The 15394-nt window shown below is 41.9% G+C and carries 15 protein-coding genes and 1 pseudogene; 4 read left to right on the top strand and 12 right to left on the bottom strand.

Annotated features, from left to right (window positions below):
• Positions 1-126: 126 nt before the first annotated feature.
• The 4 genes from EI164_RS03545 to EI164_RS16915 all read left to right on the top strand — a co-directional run bounded on the left by EI164_RS03545 (position 127) and on the right by EI164_RS16915 (position 1809).
• On the top strand, positions 127-1119 hold the full coding sequence (locus EI164_RS03545; RefSeq protein ID WP_192518620.1) for a hypothetical protein: 993 nt from the start codon (positions 127-129) through the stop codon (positions 1117-1119).
• Entirely contained in the window at positions 1112-1516 is a 405-nt protein-coding gene (locus EI164_RS03540) for a hypothetical protein (RefSeq protein ID WP_225739089.1), read from the top strand. Before EI164_RS03545 ends, EI164_RS03540 begins: the two co-directional genes overlap by 8 nt.
• Positions 1517-1616: 100 nt before the next feature.
• Positions 1617-1739, top strand: a complete 123-nt coding sequence (locus EI164_RS17280) for a hypothetical protein (RefSeq protein ID WP_263972656.1) — start codon at positions 1617-1619, stop codon at positions 1737-1739.
• A complete protein-coding gene (locus EI164_RS16915) occupies positions 1687-1809 on the top strand; it encodes an excalibur calcium-binding domain-containing protein (protein WP_227680057.1) in 123 nt (40 codons plus the stop codon). The genes EI164_RS17280 and EI164_RS16915 overlap by 53 nt, the downstream gene beginning before the upstream one ends.
• Positions 1810-1898: 89 nt before the next feature.
• On the opposite strand, the gene EI164_RS03530 is transcribed toward EI164_RS16915, so the two are convergent.
• From EI164_RS03530 to EI164_RS17460, 12 genes and pseudogenes are all read right to left on the bottom strand, one after another.
• A protein-coding gene (locus EI164_RS03530; RefSeq protein WP_192518618.1) for an IS3 family transposase occupies positions 1899-2986 on the bottom strand; the annotation gives its coding sequence in 2 pieces (ribosomal slippage) (positions 1899-2734 and positions 2734-2986; 1089 coding nt in all).
• A 68-nt stretch (positions 2987-3054) separates the two neighbouring features.
• Positions 3055-3330 carry a transposase gene (locus tag EI164_RS03525; RefSeq protein ID WP_192518617.1) on the bottom strand — a complete coding sequence of 92 codons (276 nt, stop codon included), beginning with the start codon at positions 3328-3330 and terminating at the stop codon, positions 3055-3057.
• A gap of 40 nt (positions 3331-3370) precedes the next feature.
• Entirely contained in the window at positions 3371-3721 is a 351-nt protein-coding gene (locus EI164_RS03520; RefSeq protein WP_192518616.1) for an IS630 transposase-related protein, read from the bottom strand.
• A gap of 96 nt (positions 3722-3817) precedes the next feature.
• Entirely contained in the window at positions 3818-4372 is a 555-nt protein-coding gene (locus tag EI164_RS03515) for a hypothetical protein (RefSeq protein WP_192518615.1), read from the bottom strand.
• Positions 4373-4374: 2 nt separating this feature from the next.
• Complete coding sequence (locus EI164_RS16910; RefSeq protein WP_227680056.1) at positions 4375-5151, bottom strand: RHS repeat-associated core domain-containing protein; 777 nt, start codon at positions 5149-5151, stop codon at positions 4375-4377.
• 397 nt (positions 5152-5548) lie between these two features.
• A complete protein-coding gene (locus EI164_RS03505; protein ID WP_192518622.1) occupies positions 5549-6049 on the bottom strand; it encodes a hypothetical protein in 501 nt (166 codons plus the stop codon).
• A 12-nt stretch (positions 6050-6061) separates the two neighbouring features.
• On the bottom strand, positions 6062-10885 hold the full coding sequence (locus EI164_RS03500) for an RHS repeat-associated core domain-containing protein (protein ID WP_192518614.1): 4824 nt from the start codon (positions 10883-10885) through the stop codon (positions 6062-6064).
• Between the two features lie 6 nt (positions 10886-10891).
• Positions 10892-11245: a DUF4150 domain-containing protein gene (locus EI164_RS03495; RefSeq protein ID WP_192518613.1), complete on the bottom strand. Its 354-nt coding sequence runs from the start codon at positions 11243-11245 to the stop codon at positions 10892-10894.
• The gene (locus EI164_RS03490) at positions 11235-12587 is read right to left on the bottom strand and encodes a DUF2169 domain-containing protein (protein ID WP_192518612.1); all 1353 of its coding nucleotides are present in this window, start codon (positions 12585-12587) and stop codon (positions 11235-11237) included. Before EI164_RS03490 ends, EI164_RS03495 begins: the two co-directional genes overlap by 11 nt.
• A gap of 12 nt (positions 12588-12599) precedes the next feature.
• Positions 12600-14750, bottom strand: a complete 2151-nt coding sequence (locus EI164_RS03485) for a type VI secretion system Vgr family protein (protein ID WP_192518611.1) — start codon at positions 14748-14750, stop codon at positions 12600-12602.
• A gap of 90 nt (positions 14751-14840) precedes the next feature.
• Positions 14841-15206: pseudogene (locus EI164_RS03480) on the bottom strand (DUF5131 family protein).
• A complete protein-coding gene (locus EI164_RS17460; protein WP_225739088.1) occupies positions 15185-15310 on the bottom strand; it encodes a DUF5131 family protein in 126 nt (41 codons plus the stop codon). Before EI164_RS17460 ends, EI164_RS03480 begins: the two are co-directional and overlap by 22 nt.
• Between the last annotated feature and the right edge of the window lie 84 nt (positions 15311-15394).

Here is a 15394-nt window from a genome sequence, read left to right as displayed (position 1 = left end):
CATTGTCCCCTTTGGAATTATTATTTAGGGGTGACAACTATCCTGCCATAGGGGGACGCTGTATTTTTATACTACTTAAAAACAAACTCTTATACTAAAGGGTTGGTTTGGAACCTCAATAAAAGAATGCTCGCTAATGACAAGCAGTACTATTCCTTAAAGGTCGAACCTTATCACAAGCAGGACATTCAAATTAAAATAGCAGGTTTGAGAATTGACGATCAGACTCTGCTTTGTACTGAAATATTAGGTATGTCTATGCCGCAAGGAGATGCCATAGAATATAGGATAGACAAGCCTAATTCTGCTACATACGGCGATGGCATCAAACCTCAAACATCCAGAATTAGACCGATCTATAACACCGTTGAGTCTGATGAGATCTTACTAGAGGCTGAAAGAGATGCTAATAATATAACCACAGCTGTAGTCAGGCATAGGATAGAACTCATAGGCAAGATAAGAGAGCTTGTCAAGGGCGCAAATTTGACCTTAGATGAGGCTGTAGATAGCTGTAAATCAAAGGTTATATGGTTGCCGCAGAACAAGCCTGACGCTTATGCTGATGGGGAGGATGGTAATGCTAATGGTGACATTGGTAGATTTGAAGCTTTAGTGGATAGTGGCGCGATTCACTCTATAAAGAATAATTTTGAACGTCTTTTACGCTATGCTCAAGACCTTAAAGTTACTTTGCGCTACGCTCCTGTAATCATAGACTGTGTAAATGTTGCTTACGATCCTATATTTATTGGTGAGACAGTGCGTGGTATGCGCAGTAAAAAAAATGACTTTCAAGTAAGGGTAGTGTTCGTCATGCGCCTGATTACTAATCTTGGAGTTTTTTATCTATTCGATTGCAAGAAAGAGGGCAGTCAAACTAGCGGTCTTGTTATAAAAGTAATAGATCAAGATGGTTTTACAGAGGATGTTATAAGACAAGTTGTAGGTCGGTTATTTAGGGGTAATGGTCGTCTGTCCGATATAGCCGCAATATCTGAGTTTGGCATCATCCAATACTTTAAACATACCAATGGTGAGGATGTTAATTGGGTTAAAACAGCTATAGATAATCTGGAGAAAGGGGTTTTGAATAAGGATAAAGATGAGGATGAGTAAATTAATAGCAGGACTTACCTTATTGTTGACAACAGCTTGTACGCCTGTCGAACCAGAATACGACGAATACTACGGTGCAGGTTACATCGGCGTAAACGAAGCACTATGGCCTACTGAGTATGCAACACCTTATCCATTCACTGTGCCTTATGGCGAGATATCCTGCACTTCTCATCCAAAATTTGGGCGTGAAGTATATTTTGCACCAGAGGGCTTTACCGATGAATCTTATATCGGTACGCCGCTTAACAAGTCATCCGTAGATGCTCTTAATCAAGCTAATATGCGCCCAAACGTGCCCTACAGTGTCAAAGAGGGTGCTGACCTTAGTGATGCTATTAAAGCGGGTTTGAGGGTGTGTGATGAGTACCAAGATAGGCTTGATAATGGCGTCTAAAGTAAAAGCTATTAATAGGTAGTTGTTTGGAGTATACGTCCTGATCTGGTTTGACAGTAAGGGTTAGATTTAAAAACAATTAACCTTAAAGGATTAACTTATGAGAAATATTATTGTTTTTGTAGTCTCATCTATTATGTTGCTTACTGCTATCACAGCAAATGCAGGAGGTGTGGTATGCGCTGACTTTGGTAGCCAAGCGGAAGCCGAATGCTTTGAGTAACGCAAAAAAAGCAGGATATACGCGCTTAGACCGCGATAAAGATGGTATTGCATGTGAGGCGTTGCGTTAGGGTGAGGTTACTACTAGCACTTTGTTGCCTAACATGAAGTCAAGTTCGTATGGTAACCCTCCCAACCATAAGACACCTAGTAAATAGAATTAAGCTGCCTGATTGAGTTTTTGTATCGGCGTAAAACCACCGTTACCCATGTTTGGGCGCTCGTTATTATAGTGATATAACCAAGTCTCTGCTTGCTGACGGACTTGATCAAGATTATCAAACAACTCCTGATTTAACCAATCATAACGCATTGTCCTGTTAAAGCGCTCTACATAAGCATTTTGCTGTGGATTGCCAGGCTCAATATAACTAATAGTGATACCTTGCTGCTCAGCCCAGTCTTTAAGCGCATTACTAATATATTCAGGGCCATTGTCGCATCTGATTTGGACAGGTTTACCTCGGTATTCAATGAGCTGGTTCAAACTACGTATCACCCTCCCAGCCGGTAGTGAGAAGTCAACCTCGACCGTTAAGGCTTCACGGTTATAGTCATCAATCACATTAAACAGTCTAAAGCCACGCCCATCTGTTAAGCCGTCGTGCATAAAGTCCATGCTCCAGCTGTGGTTGATCTGGTCAGGTACTGCCAGTGGAACGGGTTTAGCACGTTTAATGCGACGTTTAGGCTTGATTCTAAGGTTTAATTCAAGCTCACAGTAGATACGATATACACGCTTATGATTGTATGGCAGTCCCATGACATTACGCAGGGTTAAAAAGCATAAGCCAAAGCCCCAGTTCTTATTCTCATCAGTTAGTTTGATAAGTAAGTCTGCTATTTGCTTATTCTCATCCGTTGCCACGGACTTGTGATAGTAGCAGGTCACACTGATATTAAAGATACGACAAGCGCGGCGTATGCTAATGCTACGCGCTTCAATATAGTGACAAGCGAGCTGTCTGCGCCTTTGTGGCGCTACCACTTTTTTGTCATGGCGTCCTGTAGTATGTCTGATTTAAGACATTCGTCAGCGTACCTCTTCTTTAATCGGGCGTTTTCAGTCTCAAGTGCTTTGAGGCGTGAGATAAGCGTGGCGTCCATGCCGCCATACTTCGAGCGCCAATTGTAGAAGGTGCTTTGGCTAATATTGTGTTCTCGGCAGAGCTCGGTGATAGGAACGCCTTGTTCTGCTTGCTTTAAGATGTTGACGATTTGGTTGTCGCTAAAACGGGTCTTTTTCATAGGATTCTCCTGCTGGTTTATTCTAGCAGTTATTCTCTATTTTTGAGTGTTCTTTTTTATTGGGAGGATTACCGTTTATTTTTATGAAACTGAGCATTATCCATGACAATCACGCATTTAGTCTTGAGACTTGGAATAAGCGTGAACTTGCACCAGTCATAAAATATATTGCTGTTGATATTCTGTTCAAAGTAATCAAGCGCAAACAGCATCTTTTCATACAGAGCACCGATGACGTTGGTTCGCTTTTTACCTTGCCAGTTGTAGCTATCGATACAGGGTTTACCAATTGGTGCATAGCCATGAGAGCGAATAGTCTCGTGCTCAAAGCCGCTTTCATCCATATAGACGATGGGATAGCCTTGTTGTATAAAGTTATTAAGCTTACTTAGATATATCGCTCTTTTTACTGGACATGCTTTTGGATGTTCCAAAGTCTTTTTTTTGACTGATGCCAAGACGCTTTAGAGCATGATAAATGCCTGTTTTACTACAGTTTAGACGACGTGCTCGCTCATACTGGTAATCATCAGGATGTTCTTTGACATCATTAAGTAGCACGTCATCTGGTATTTTATACGGTTTAGTTTGTCTGGTTGTTTTACTATGAATACGTCTCTTCCAATTCTGTATCGTGGTTGGACTCAGATTGTAAAACTCAGCCACCTCGGCAAAGGTCATACCGTCATTTATACTTTTAAGAACTTGTTTGCGAAAATCTAGTGAGTAAGTCATGGTCTTTATAATAACAATTGTATTTGATAATTAGTTTATAACACTTTTAGGTGGGCTTGACTATAGATTAACTTATTTGAGTTGAGATAGCAGTTTTTACTCAGCTAAAGGAACATAGACCGCAAGCTTTCCCTTAGGATATTTGCCGTACCAACCGCATGGCATGGCTCCGTTGGTGTATGCCTCAATCTCTAAATCTAGCAATTTATCAGCAGTATTGGAAAATGTCAGATAAGATATATAGGATAAAATGTGATTCAGAACGAAATCTGTAAATTCTTCAGGAAAATTTGAGTTTTTTTGTTCAGCCGCTACAACTATATCGAAAAATTTTTCTAAAAACTTGCCTTTAAAGTCTAAATGATTTAGATAATCTGTATCTGTGAAAGTATCGAAAAAACCATAGTGCAGATCAATCCTTTCGTTCATTAAGTCAGCATAAATATCGTATTTACTGCCTTCTTTCTCTCCTAGCTCTTCTAAAGGATACTCCATAGTGTATAAAGTATCAGCTTTTTGATAATCATTTATAATATGAAATTTATCCGAAGGCAAAGTGTTGTTAGGTCTCAAGAAGTTATTTGATTTTATAATACATTCAAAGACTTTTAGATAGTTTAAATAAACATCTCTATAATTAAAATTATTCATAGTTAGTATCCTTTAAATATATTTTCCCACTGTGTGGTACTTGCACCTTGTTTACTCATAATGGCTTGTCCATTATTGAGCATTCGTCTTAATGTTTTTTGTAATAGTACAAGTTTAGCTTTTTGTTGTACGCAGCTGCCTTTTGCTCCTATTCTTATAATAGCAGCCTCTAACGCATCAGAGTATGCTCTGTGACTTGAGTTGTGTTTTGAAGCGCCAAACCAAGGACTACCTTTTCTTGGATTATCATTTTCATTTCTAGGTAAACCTATTAAGTTATTTAAGTCGTCTTTACCCATGCCATGACAGTTTAGTATCTTTTTAGTCTTTGGCTTATTATCGCTATAAAGATCTTGGGGAAACATATGATGAACTTGATATTTACTTCTATCTGCACCACCTGCTCTATCCCAAAATTTGTCTCTATAGTTCTTTAAACCTAAAGGATCGATCCACCCCGTAGGATTCGTCGCATACTGGAAGACGTTTGAGCCGCCCATGAGTCCAATAGGATCACGGCTGATAAACATCCCTAAATCAGGATCAAAATATCTAAACCGATTGTAGTGCAATCCTGTTTCCGTATCAAAACTCTGACCTTGAAAACGAATAGGCTGTAGCTCATCAGCAGATACTTGTAATTGCTCAAGCTTCTCCTCTCGCCATACCACTTTAGCGGTATTACCCCACGCCTCATAATCCGCCAGCCAAATAACTTCACCTTTCTGGTCAGTCAGCTCATTTGGTGTACCTAGATGATCATTGTGATAATGATAGATTTGAATAGCGGACGGTGGCTCAGGTTTATTATTGCCATACCAGCCTTCATCATTTGCCGCTAGGGTCAGTCCATCTCTTAACCATACCAGTCTAGCTATAGGCTCAAAGCTGTTTTGTTCATAGATGGTAGTGAAAACATGGGTGTCAGTATATTCCTGTGCTTGTCTATTGCCATCCCATAGATAGTGTATTTGTTTATGTTGGGTTTTCTGCTGTTGTACAGGGAACGTGATAATCTTGGTCGATTGTCTGTTTACAAACTTGGTTTTGTCTTTCGTCTGGGTTTGTTTGGCAATGCGTCTGCCAAAATTGTCGTAGTGATAGGTGGTCTTTATTCAGGTGTAAAAAAGCTGAGCAAAATGCCCAGCTAACCCTCTTTTTTACCAAAATAAATAGCTATGGCTCTAACAGCTCATTAGAAAAAACGACTAGCTTACCTTTAGGTGGAAAATCAGACCAGCCACAAGGTAGTCCATTGTTTAAATAAGCAGTAAGAATATCTTTCCATAAAGGTGGAAAATAATTATTAGCGTAACATTGGAATATATAATACATATCATCAGTTATTAGCTCTGCCATAGTACTATCCCAAAGCTCATTAAATCCACTAAAGTTCTTGCTTTGAATGTTGAAAAAGTTATTCTTCAGAAGTTGATGACCTACATAACCATATAACTCAAAAGAATCTGGAAATGAATACTCTCCTCGGCTAATTGACTCCCAAGCTGGAAAGCTTTGCACTTCATCATCTTGATTAGCATATTTAAAACCTAACAGGGGATCACTGATTACTAATGCATTTATAGTATTAACAAAAGGCTTATCAAAGAATGTATCTCTTTCTAAAAAATCGACAAATTCTTGCGCTGACTCAAGTATGTCGTTCCACTTTTTCATAACTAAATATCCTTATTGTTGATTTCGTATTGAACTTTTTATCGCTTCAGTAAATGCTTTTTGAATATCACCCGTGCTGAAAGTATTGGGGTCATAGCCTGAGTTATTTAATGGAATGTCTCCTTTTACAAGTTGACTACGTAGCATCTTTTGAACAGCCTTTAATTTCATACATGCATTAAGTCCAGGAATATTTATTCTTTGTGCGCCTTTTAACAAATTTGTAACTGCTAAGTTATATCCACGATGTTGACCAGAATGTATGGTTGCACCATAACCGTTTTTTGTAACTAAATTAACATTTTTACTGTTACGTAAAGCAATAAGATTATCTTTATTATGAACGTCAAAGCTTGCACACAGTTTCTTTGCCTCACTTGCTACAGCTTGGGGTATTATATGATGGACTTGATAATTTGTTGGAACACCTTTACTAGAGTTATAAGCTTTACTCCAGTTTGTATGATAGACCGCTAATCCAGAAGGGTCTACCCACATAACTGGATTAGGTGCATAAGAGAAAATGTTGAAGCCTCCTAAAAGACCTATAGGATCACGGCTGATAAACATCCCTAAATCAGGATCAAAGTAGCGAAATCTATTGTAATGCAGTCCTGTCTCAACATCAAAGCTCTGACCTTGAAATCTTATGGGCTGTAATTCATCAGCAGAAACAATCACATTATAAAGCTGTACTTCTTTGTAGACGACTTGAGCAGTATTGCCCCATGCCGCGTAATCCGCCAACCAAACCACTTCACCGTCTTGACTGGTCAGCTCATTCGGCGTACCTAGATGGTCATTGTGATAATGATACACCTGCATGTTTGGGATGAGGGTCGGTTCATCTTCCCAAGATTCACGCTCGGTGTTCTTAATCTCATCATTAGCTGATTTTAATAGCGCATCTTTGAGCCAGACCAGTCTTGCGACTGGCTCAAAGCTGTCTTGCTCATACACGGTGGTAAACACATGAGTATCAGTATATTCCTGTGCTTGTCTATTACCATCCCATAGATAGTGTGTTTGCTTATTTTTAGTCTTCTGCTGTTGAAGGTGGTACTTAACCGTTTTTGAATGCTTACTATTAATGAATTTGGTTTTTACCTTTGTGTCACTGGTTTTGGCGATGCGTCGTCCAAAAGCGTCGTAATAGTAAGTCGCTGTTATTTCGGTTAGCTCAAATCCCTCTTCGATATTAGTGATAGTTTTCACCAACTCATTATTGGGATTATAGTAGTGCTGTATGGACTTGCGACTACTCACTAGCGCGTTGCTACTTTGAGCTAGTGGTTTACCGTCTTTGGCTGGAGTGATTGTTTTATACAGGACTTGACCGTGTATGCCATAGGTGTAAGTAATTATTTTGTCAGCGGTAATAAGCTTAGTCGGTCTGCCTGATTTGTGGATGTTGTTTACAGCGTTATTAGTTTCGCTGTTATCTTTATCAACTGTAGATACAGGCACGCGATTACTCGCAGGATCAAAGGCAAAGCGCTCTGTCGTGCCTGATTGCTTGGCGAAGTCGGTGAGCATATGCTCGGTCAGTCGTCCGACTTTGTCGTATTGATACTGATGATTGCGCTGGAACAGACTACTTGCCGTGCTACTATTTTTCGATTTATGATTGAGCTGCGTCTGCCCTGATAGATGGGTAAGCTGTCCTAACACGTCATAGTTATAATCTCGCTGTACGACGATACGGCCTTTATTATGATCTGAGCTGTATTGCTTGGTGAGCCGTCCCATGGGGTCATAGCCAAAGCTCGATAGCAGCTCGCCTTGTTGCCTTGTCGTTTCTTGATGCAGTGCATTGCGTTCGCTATGGCGTATTTCGGTGATGCTGTCGCCGTCTTGCACGCTTTGGTTGTATAAATGCCCTGAGCCATAGTACAGCTGGTTGATGACTTTGCCATCGGGCAGTATTGTGGCAATGCGGTTGCCTATCTCGTCATAGCTGTGAGTTAGGGTTTGTTCGATGTTTTGGGTCAATTGACCTTGAGAATTGTTTTTATGATGACGGGTTAAGCGCTCGCTAATCAGCTGCCCGATGTCGTCATACGCCAGATGGGTACTGGCATCAGGGCTGGTCGCTCGGATGAGCTGTCCTGCAATATCGTACTGATACTGGGTCTTGTGATGACGCTGTTGGCTTTGATTGCTTACGTTGCTGTTAGGCTTAACGATATCTAGGCTGTGCTTATACGTCAGCTGTCCGAGCAGGTCACGTTGCAGGTAGGTGTGCTTTTGCTCTTCGCGTTTGGCTTGTGAGTTGTCGGTTTGGTGTACCAGTTGCCCTGCTTTGTCATACTCGTAGTGACTGATATAACCATCAAAGCGCGTCTCGCTGATGAGATTATCTGCTTTATCATATTCAAATGTCCACGCTTCACCGTTCTCATTGGTGAGTTTAATCAGACGGCGTAGATTGTCATAGTCGTAGTCAAGCGTGTGCCCTAGCGCGTCTATGCGCTGTATGGGTAGGCTGTCATCAGTATACTGGTACTCGGTGGATTGGTCTTTGGCGTCCGTATGCTTGAGCAGACGATTTAAGGCGTCATAGACAAAGCGCTCGCTACTGCCATCAGGGTAGCGAATATGGGTAGGCGCTTGGGTGTGCTGAATACCATTACTGTTAGTGGCGCTATCGGTTTTCTGGTCATAGGTGAGTGTGGTTTGCTGGTCTTGTGCATCAGTGACAATAATGACACGTCCTAGGTTATCGTACTTATAATAGGTAGGATTACCACTACAGTCCGTTTGTTCTATCAGCTCGCCTTGATGGTTATACTCATAACTGAAGCTGCTGCCGTTGGCAAGTATTTGCTTAATGGTACGACCTTTATCATCACGCTCTATATGTGTGCTGTTACCATTAGCATCAGTAATTTTTTTAATTTGTCCAGCAGCATCATAGGTAAGCTGCGTTGCATTGCCAAGAGGATCAAGTAATTCGGTTAATTGATTATTATCGTATAAATACTTTTGAGACCGCCATAGAGGTAAATTAGTCATCACCTCATAGTCGATCAGTTGTTTAACTGCGGTTAGATGATTACCAGAGTACTGGTTTTCGGTAATACTGCCATCTGGACTAATAATTTGTATAGGACGGTTATAGTCGTCTAAAACAAAGCTAGTGCGGTTGCCAAGAGCGTCAGTAATGCCTGTCCAACGCTTGTCTTGATCAAAGTGATAAATCGTTTGCCGCTCATTTGCAGTGTCTTTTGCCTCAGTAACTATAGATTGATCTATTTGATAGTCAAAATGATAGGTCTGACCATTGCTAACACGGTTGATGAGCACTTTGCCTGTGGGTAGGTAGTCGTCGTACTCATAATAGCTGCTGATGCCGCCGTCGATATGATGCGCGATCATAATATGGTTTTTATAGTCAAAGCGACGAGTTGGATTTAGATAAGGGTTAACTTCAATTAAGTCACCTTCTTTACTGTAGCTATAAGTCACTAGAGTATCTGCAACAAGTAAATTCTTAGACAGCACGCCATTCTTAATAAGCGTCTGAACTTCGCTGATGAAAGTGTGAATACTGGTGTTATAAGATTGCTGTAATTGCTGCTGAACTTTTCTATCTAAAGCAGGTAGGAGCTGAGATAGCTTATCGTCTGTTAGACTTGTAAGCTGAACCACTTGCTGTAAGCGTAAGCCTTTATCCTCATCATTTTTAATTAAATTGAAGTCTAGTTGCAATAATCTACCCGCACTGTCTTTTATATAGCGAGGTAGATGAGAGAGACTGGCGTCTGTATTATATTCTAAAGTAATACGGTTGCCATAGTGATCACTTTGGCCTGTGCAATATAGGCGCTGTCTACGGATAGGTAATAGAGGGTCTTCACTGACTGGACTGCCAAAGTGCAACTGAATACCATCGCCAGTGTCACTGGTGCCTGAGGTAATGCGGTATTGTCCATTAACATCATGATGCAACCGAATATCATCGTTACGAAGGTAGAAGCTTTTGCCAGTGGCAATATAAGGGAAGTTAATGGCTCTACCACTACTGTCAATGTACTCAATCAAGTCAGCATCTGGAATGACGTTTAATTGTTCTGACCAGCTATTAGCCCAGCCTTGACCGAACCAACCATCAGGATCATCTGTTTCGCCTCGACCTACAAGGCTATCACTGGCATAGTGCCGATTCCATAATAAGGGTAAGTCTCCTGTTAAGATAAAATCAATATCTTCATTATCTAGTAGTATCTTGATACCTAGTATAGGATTGACAGGCTTACAGGTTTTAGGACAGTTTTTATTATTGTTTTGGTCTTTATCTTTGTTTTTAGAGCCACTATCTTCTTTCTTTCTCTTAGGCAGTTTACCTTTAGTATCTTTGCTATATATAAAGTCCTCAATTTTTTTAGATTGATTCTTAAAAAAAGTAGCTACTTTTTCATACCCACTTCCTAGTTTTTCAACAGCCTTTTGTGCTTTTTTTAATTGATTGAGATAAAAACTAGGGTTCTTTGCAATCTTCAAAGCTAAGTCAGACCCTTTTAACAAATCGCCTGCAATTGGAACAAAACCTAATAAACTATAAAAAGCGCCGCCCCAATCCCCTGTAGATGCTCTAACGATACCTGCCGCACCATCAGCAACCATACCAACGCCAGGAATCACACCAGCGACATCTAGTACGAATAATATGGCTTCAAGCTCATCCTTACTAAGCTTAGCCAAGCTTTTTTTCGAATCTTTTGCTACTTTTAGGGCTTTAGCTATCTCAGCTGCTGTTTTACCATCACCTACAACAACTCCAGTTGTATTGCCGTTTGAACTAACTGGTCTACCCCAATTACCAAATGTACCCATAATTTATTACCCATTCATCCCAAATTTGTCTCTGTGTCTAACCACATACTTGCCATTGGCTCGCACTGTACTACTATGTTCAATGGGATAACATTTACCACTTACTGTGCCACTCTTAACCCCTTTACCGACACCTGCTTCATCGCCAATCGTTTTGACTACTGTACTTGCATCGAATAAAAATACAGGGTGATCGTTAGAGCGGACATTTGGTGAGACATTACTTGAGTTTATAAGTTTGGCCGTCACTGGATAAGGAACAGGCACCATACTACTACCCATAGGCGTTTTACATACATCAGGTAGCGTTGATACTACAGTCCAGCCTGATTGCTTCTTCGCTATTGTATTATTTGGCATAGTTTTCATTCCATATAGCTAATGCTCTCGCTCGAAGGCTTTCTGGATCTTCGTAAGTAATATATGGCTCATCAGGGTCGGTAGTGAATCTAACTTCTAACTTAGTCGGGTTTAAATTAGTAGGTAAAAACAACCGCCAAACTAATTTCAATGACATATTGTCAGTATTAAAAATCAGTGTATCTAAGCTCATAGGCTTTACTTGATGCTCATAATCAATACTAGCTAACACAAAAGCTCGATGCCGTGGTAGTAGAATGAGCTGTTGACCACCGCCTTCGGTCAAATTATTGACTAATAAAGTATGCGGCTTAGTTAAATCAGGATAGTCGATTTGCTGATCCTCAGGGGCACAGTTCCAGTAGCCAAAGTCAAAGTCTTTGGGCAAATTAGGATGGCGGTTCTCTAGCCACTGCTCATCATAAGTACCCGCCTTTGCAAGCCTTGGTGCCCAAGATCGATGCAAGGCACTGAGACCTGCAGGCGCTCCTTGATAGTCCAGCTCTGCCATCTCAAACGCAGTCATTGCCCCTTGTTGCTTGGTTATCAGCGGCGTCTCATAGATAACACCTTTAGGCATAATCTGCGGTACTGGAAAGAATTCTGGTAAGCTGTGCTTGTACTCTCTTAGCTTACTAAAGTAGCCCTGCTCAAACCAGCCTCTACCTATCGGATTGCTATAGCAGACTTCATGATAACTTTGCTTAAGACTGTTTTTGTCATCGTCTTCATTGCTATCTTTTTTACTGCTGTTGTCTATATTTTTAAGATGAGTCGCTTGACAGCTGCCCCCTAAGGTATACTCATACCTGAGTGGTACTTTTTGTGTGTGGGTTACCGCTGTTAAACTATATTCATCGGTAAATTGAATAGAGTCAATATGGCTACGACTACCTGTATGCTGCCACTGCCTTGAGCCTGTGAGCCAAATCTCTTTACTTAGTAGCTCTTTAAGAGGTGAGTCTAGCGTATCATCTGCCTGTCTGTAGAGAGCAATAGACGCTTTAAACCCTTGAGAGGGTTTACTAGCATAAGCGTGACCTTGGACGAGTACATCACATTTAGGCTTGAAGGGGATAATATCGCTCTCTTGTACGATGCTGCTAGTACCAGGCTCATCATAAAACTCGTCTGCCATGCAAAGATTAATAGGGTCGTCATCATTGACCTCTGCGATGTAAACCGTTTGTATTTGCTTGAAGTCTTTACTATCTGCTATCTCTTGATTACTGGGTATTAGCTTATACTGTGCGCACATCGTCACGACTTCATACTCTTGATCATGAGTATCGTAGCCAAGATAGTTTAAAGTGCTAAAGGGCGTAAGGTTGGTAAATTCCATAATGATGCCTTTTTAGTTCAGATCGACATCTTTACCTGTGATTTGCACAGGGCCTGTGGCTTCGAAGACAAACTCTGTGCCTTGAATAGTAACTTTGCCTGATTTATCCATGCGCAGCACACTCTTACCTACTTTTAGTTCTATCACGTCACCTGCTTGTATAGTAAAGTCTTTTCCTGCGCTCATCTCATGAGTCTGTGCTGTAGTGTCATTACGTTTTGCACCTGTGACAATAGAGGTAAAGCCTGCCACATTAATGCTATACCCTGCGCCTACGTTGGTCATCTTAGCTAAGCCGACATTTTGAATAGAGGCGAGTCTTACTGTTTCTGTCTGCATACCATTCACGGTAATCGACTGATTCTTTTTGACGCTCAGCTTGCGCTTGCCTGACACTGATATAGACTCATTCTTTTTAACCGTCTCATCTCTATTCCCCCCAATACTAATAGTCTCATTCTCATCAACGCGCTCTTGTCGGTTCTTATGGATGGTAATGGTTTCATCCAAGTCGACGATCTCAGTGCGGTTCTTGTGGATGGTGATGTGCTCATCAAGATCGACGATCTCAGTACGCTTTCCATGAACCGTGACGGTCTCGTCTTTATCAATCGTCGTTGTTCGGTCGCGGTTGACTCTGCGGGTCTCATCGTTCTTGATCAGTGAGTTAAGATCGCGCTGGGCCTGCAAGTTGACCAGCTCAAAGCCAGCATCATCATTGAACATGAGCTCATTGTAGTTATCGAGCGGGGAGTTAAAGCTTTTGGATTTGATGCCTGATTGCTTAGCCGCTTGCGGGTAGCCCCATGGTGGCGGGTTGGCGCTGTTGTATAACCTGCCGATGACAATGGGACGGTCTGAGTCGCCGTTGATAAAGTCAATGAGGACTTCCTCCCCTATACGCGGGGTGTTGATGGAGCCAAAGCTGCCCCCTGCTGATCCTTGGGCGACGCGTATCCAGTCTGAGCTTTTCTGGTTCTTAGGACCGTATCTGTCCCAGTGGAACTGTACCTTTATATCGCCATACCCATTGGTGTGGACTTCTTCTCCGGCAGGGCCGGTAACCGTAGCCGCTTGACTACCAATGATTTGCGGTTTAGGCGTGACTCTTGGCGCACGGTACTGGTAGCTTATCGGTATGGCGGTGAAGCTGATACGGTAATGGGATTGTTCGGTGCCACTGGCATAGCCGGCCTCTTTAAAGTCGTATTCGCTATGGATGATGAGGTGTTCGGTATTAGCGGCATCGTGCGGATGACGGCTTAGAGTAAAAGTATGGCCTGGGGCGATGGTGAGCACGTTACCTGCCGCATTCACGCGTTTGCTTTGGGCGTTGTAGTCTTGACTACGCACTTGCGCGTAGCTTGCGGCATCGTCTTTGGTCGCAAAGCCAGTATAGAAGTCATAGTGCTCGGTGGTAATACCACCAAGCTCATGGGTGCTCATGTTGTAATCAAGTTTGCGGTTAGCCAGCTTGTAGCTGTGGTCGTTGACACTCATCTTTTTAGTAGCTAAGCGGTCACTTTGTTGCCACACATCAATGTAGTTCTTGTCGGGGGTGCCTGGGGTGACGGCTGAGTGATAGGGTATGGTGGCGCGGCCTTGAATGGGGCTATGGGCGCTATTGTCATCGACGATGATGAGGGTGTTGTTACCCTCGGTATGGGTGAAGTAGTAGTACAGGCCTTCTTGTTCAAACAGTCGGTTGAGATAGTTAAAGCTGGTTTCTTGATACTGGGTGCTATGGCCGTACTTGCGGTAGCTGTTTAAGCACTGTATCTCATAGGGGAAGCCAAACTCATCTAGGATGGTGCGGGTAATCTCAAGGATGTCTTTGTCAACAAAGACGCGGCTGTCATGACGCTGGGTGAGATACCACATGTTAGGGCGCATGATGCAAGTGTAGAGATGATAGCTTTGTTCGTCCTCATCTTCACTAAGGTAGCCAAAGTCGGTAACCAGACCGTTTAAAACCCGCTCGCCGCCTTTGGTGTCGATGGTGACGGCGATAGTTTGGCCGATGATGTCGGTAGCGGCTAGGTTGGGATTTTTACTGGTGAGAACAAGGCGATACTCATAGAGACTGGAGAGGGCTTCCACTCCCTTTAATTCAACAAAGGATAACGCGCGACCAAAGGGGGTGTGGATGGCGATGGTGCGCATGGGAGTGTCCTTAATAGTTGGTTAGATAGTATCTGTAGTGCTTGGATTGTACTATTGTTGATATAGATTGTCGATTAATGCTGGTTAAATTTATAATTTAGGCATTCCATCCCAAGTCCTTCCATTTAGCTCTCTACCATTGAACTGTTTAGACCGTTTAACACTGTCTGCTCCCCAACCACCCCATTGCTTAAAGAAAAATGCAATATCCGCCACTTAGCATTGTAATTGGATAGATTCAGCCCACTCTTTATTCATAGGGCGAGTTTTTGCTCCTGACTCACCACCTGCGATTACCCAATGTATGTCTTCGAGATTTAGTTGCACTACATTTTCAAGTAGTGGTTCAGCAGATAAGAATCGAATGGTAGCATCAACACGCCTTAAATGGTCTATACGTGGTACATCAGGTTTTTCATTTTCTACCGACACACCTAGCCACGCATTTTTAGGCACTTGCTTTCCAAAAAAAGAAGGGTTCCCATCGCCTTTAATTTTTTAGCCATAACTTCAGCATAGCAATATTTACATCCTGCTGGCACTTTTGTACATCCAGTCATAGAATTTCAAGTGCTTTCCGTCCATTCAAACTTACTTTTCGAGGCCGTTTTTTCTACATAATTTTTTGTTCTATCCAGTAGTAT

Source organism: Psychrobacter sp. FME13 (assembly GCF_014861395.1).
Taxonomy (GTDB): domain Bacteria; phylum Pseudomonadota; class Gammaproteobacteria; order Pseudomonadales; family Moraxellaceae; genus Psychrobacter.
The sequence above is the reverse complement of the archived record's forward strand: the minus strand, read 5'-3'. Positions and strand labels throughout refer to the sequence as shown.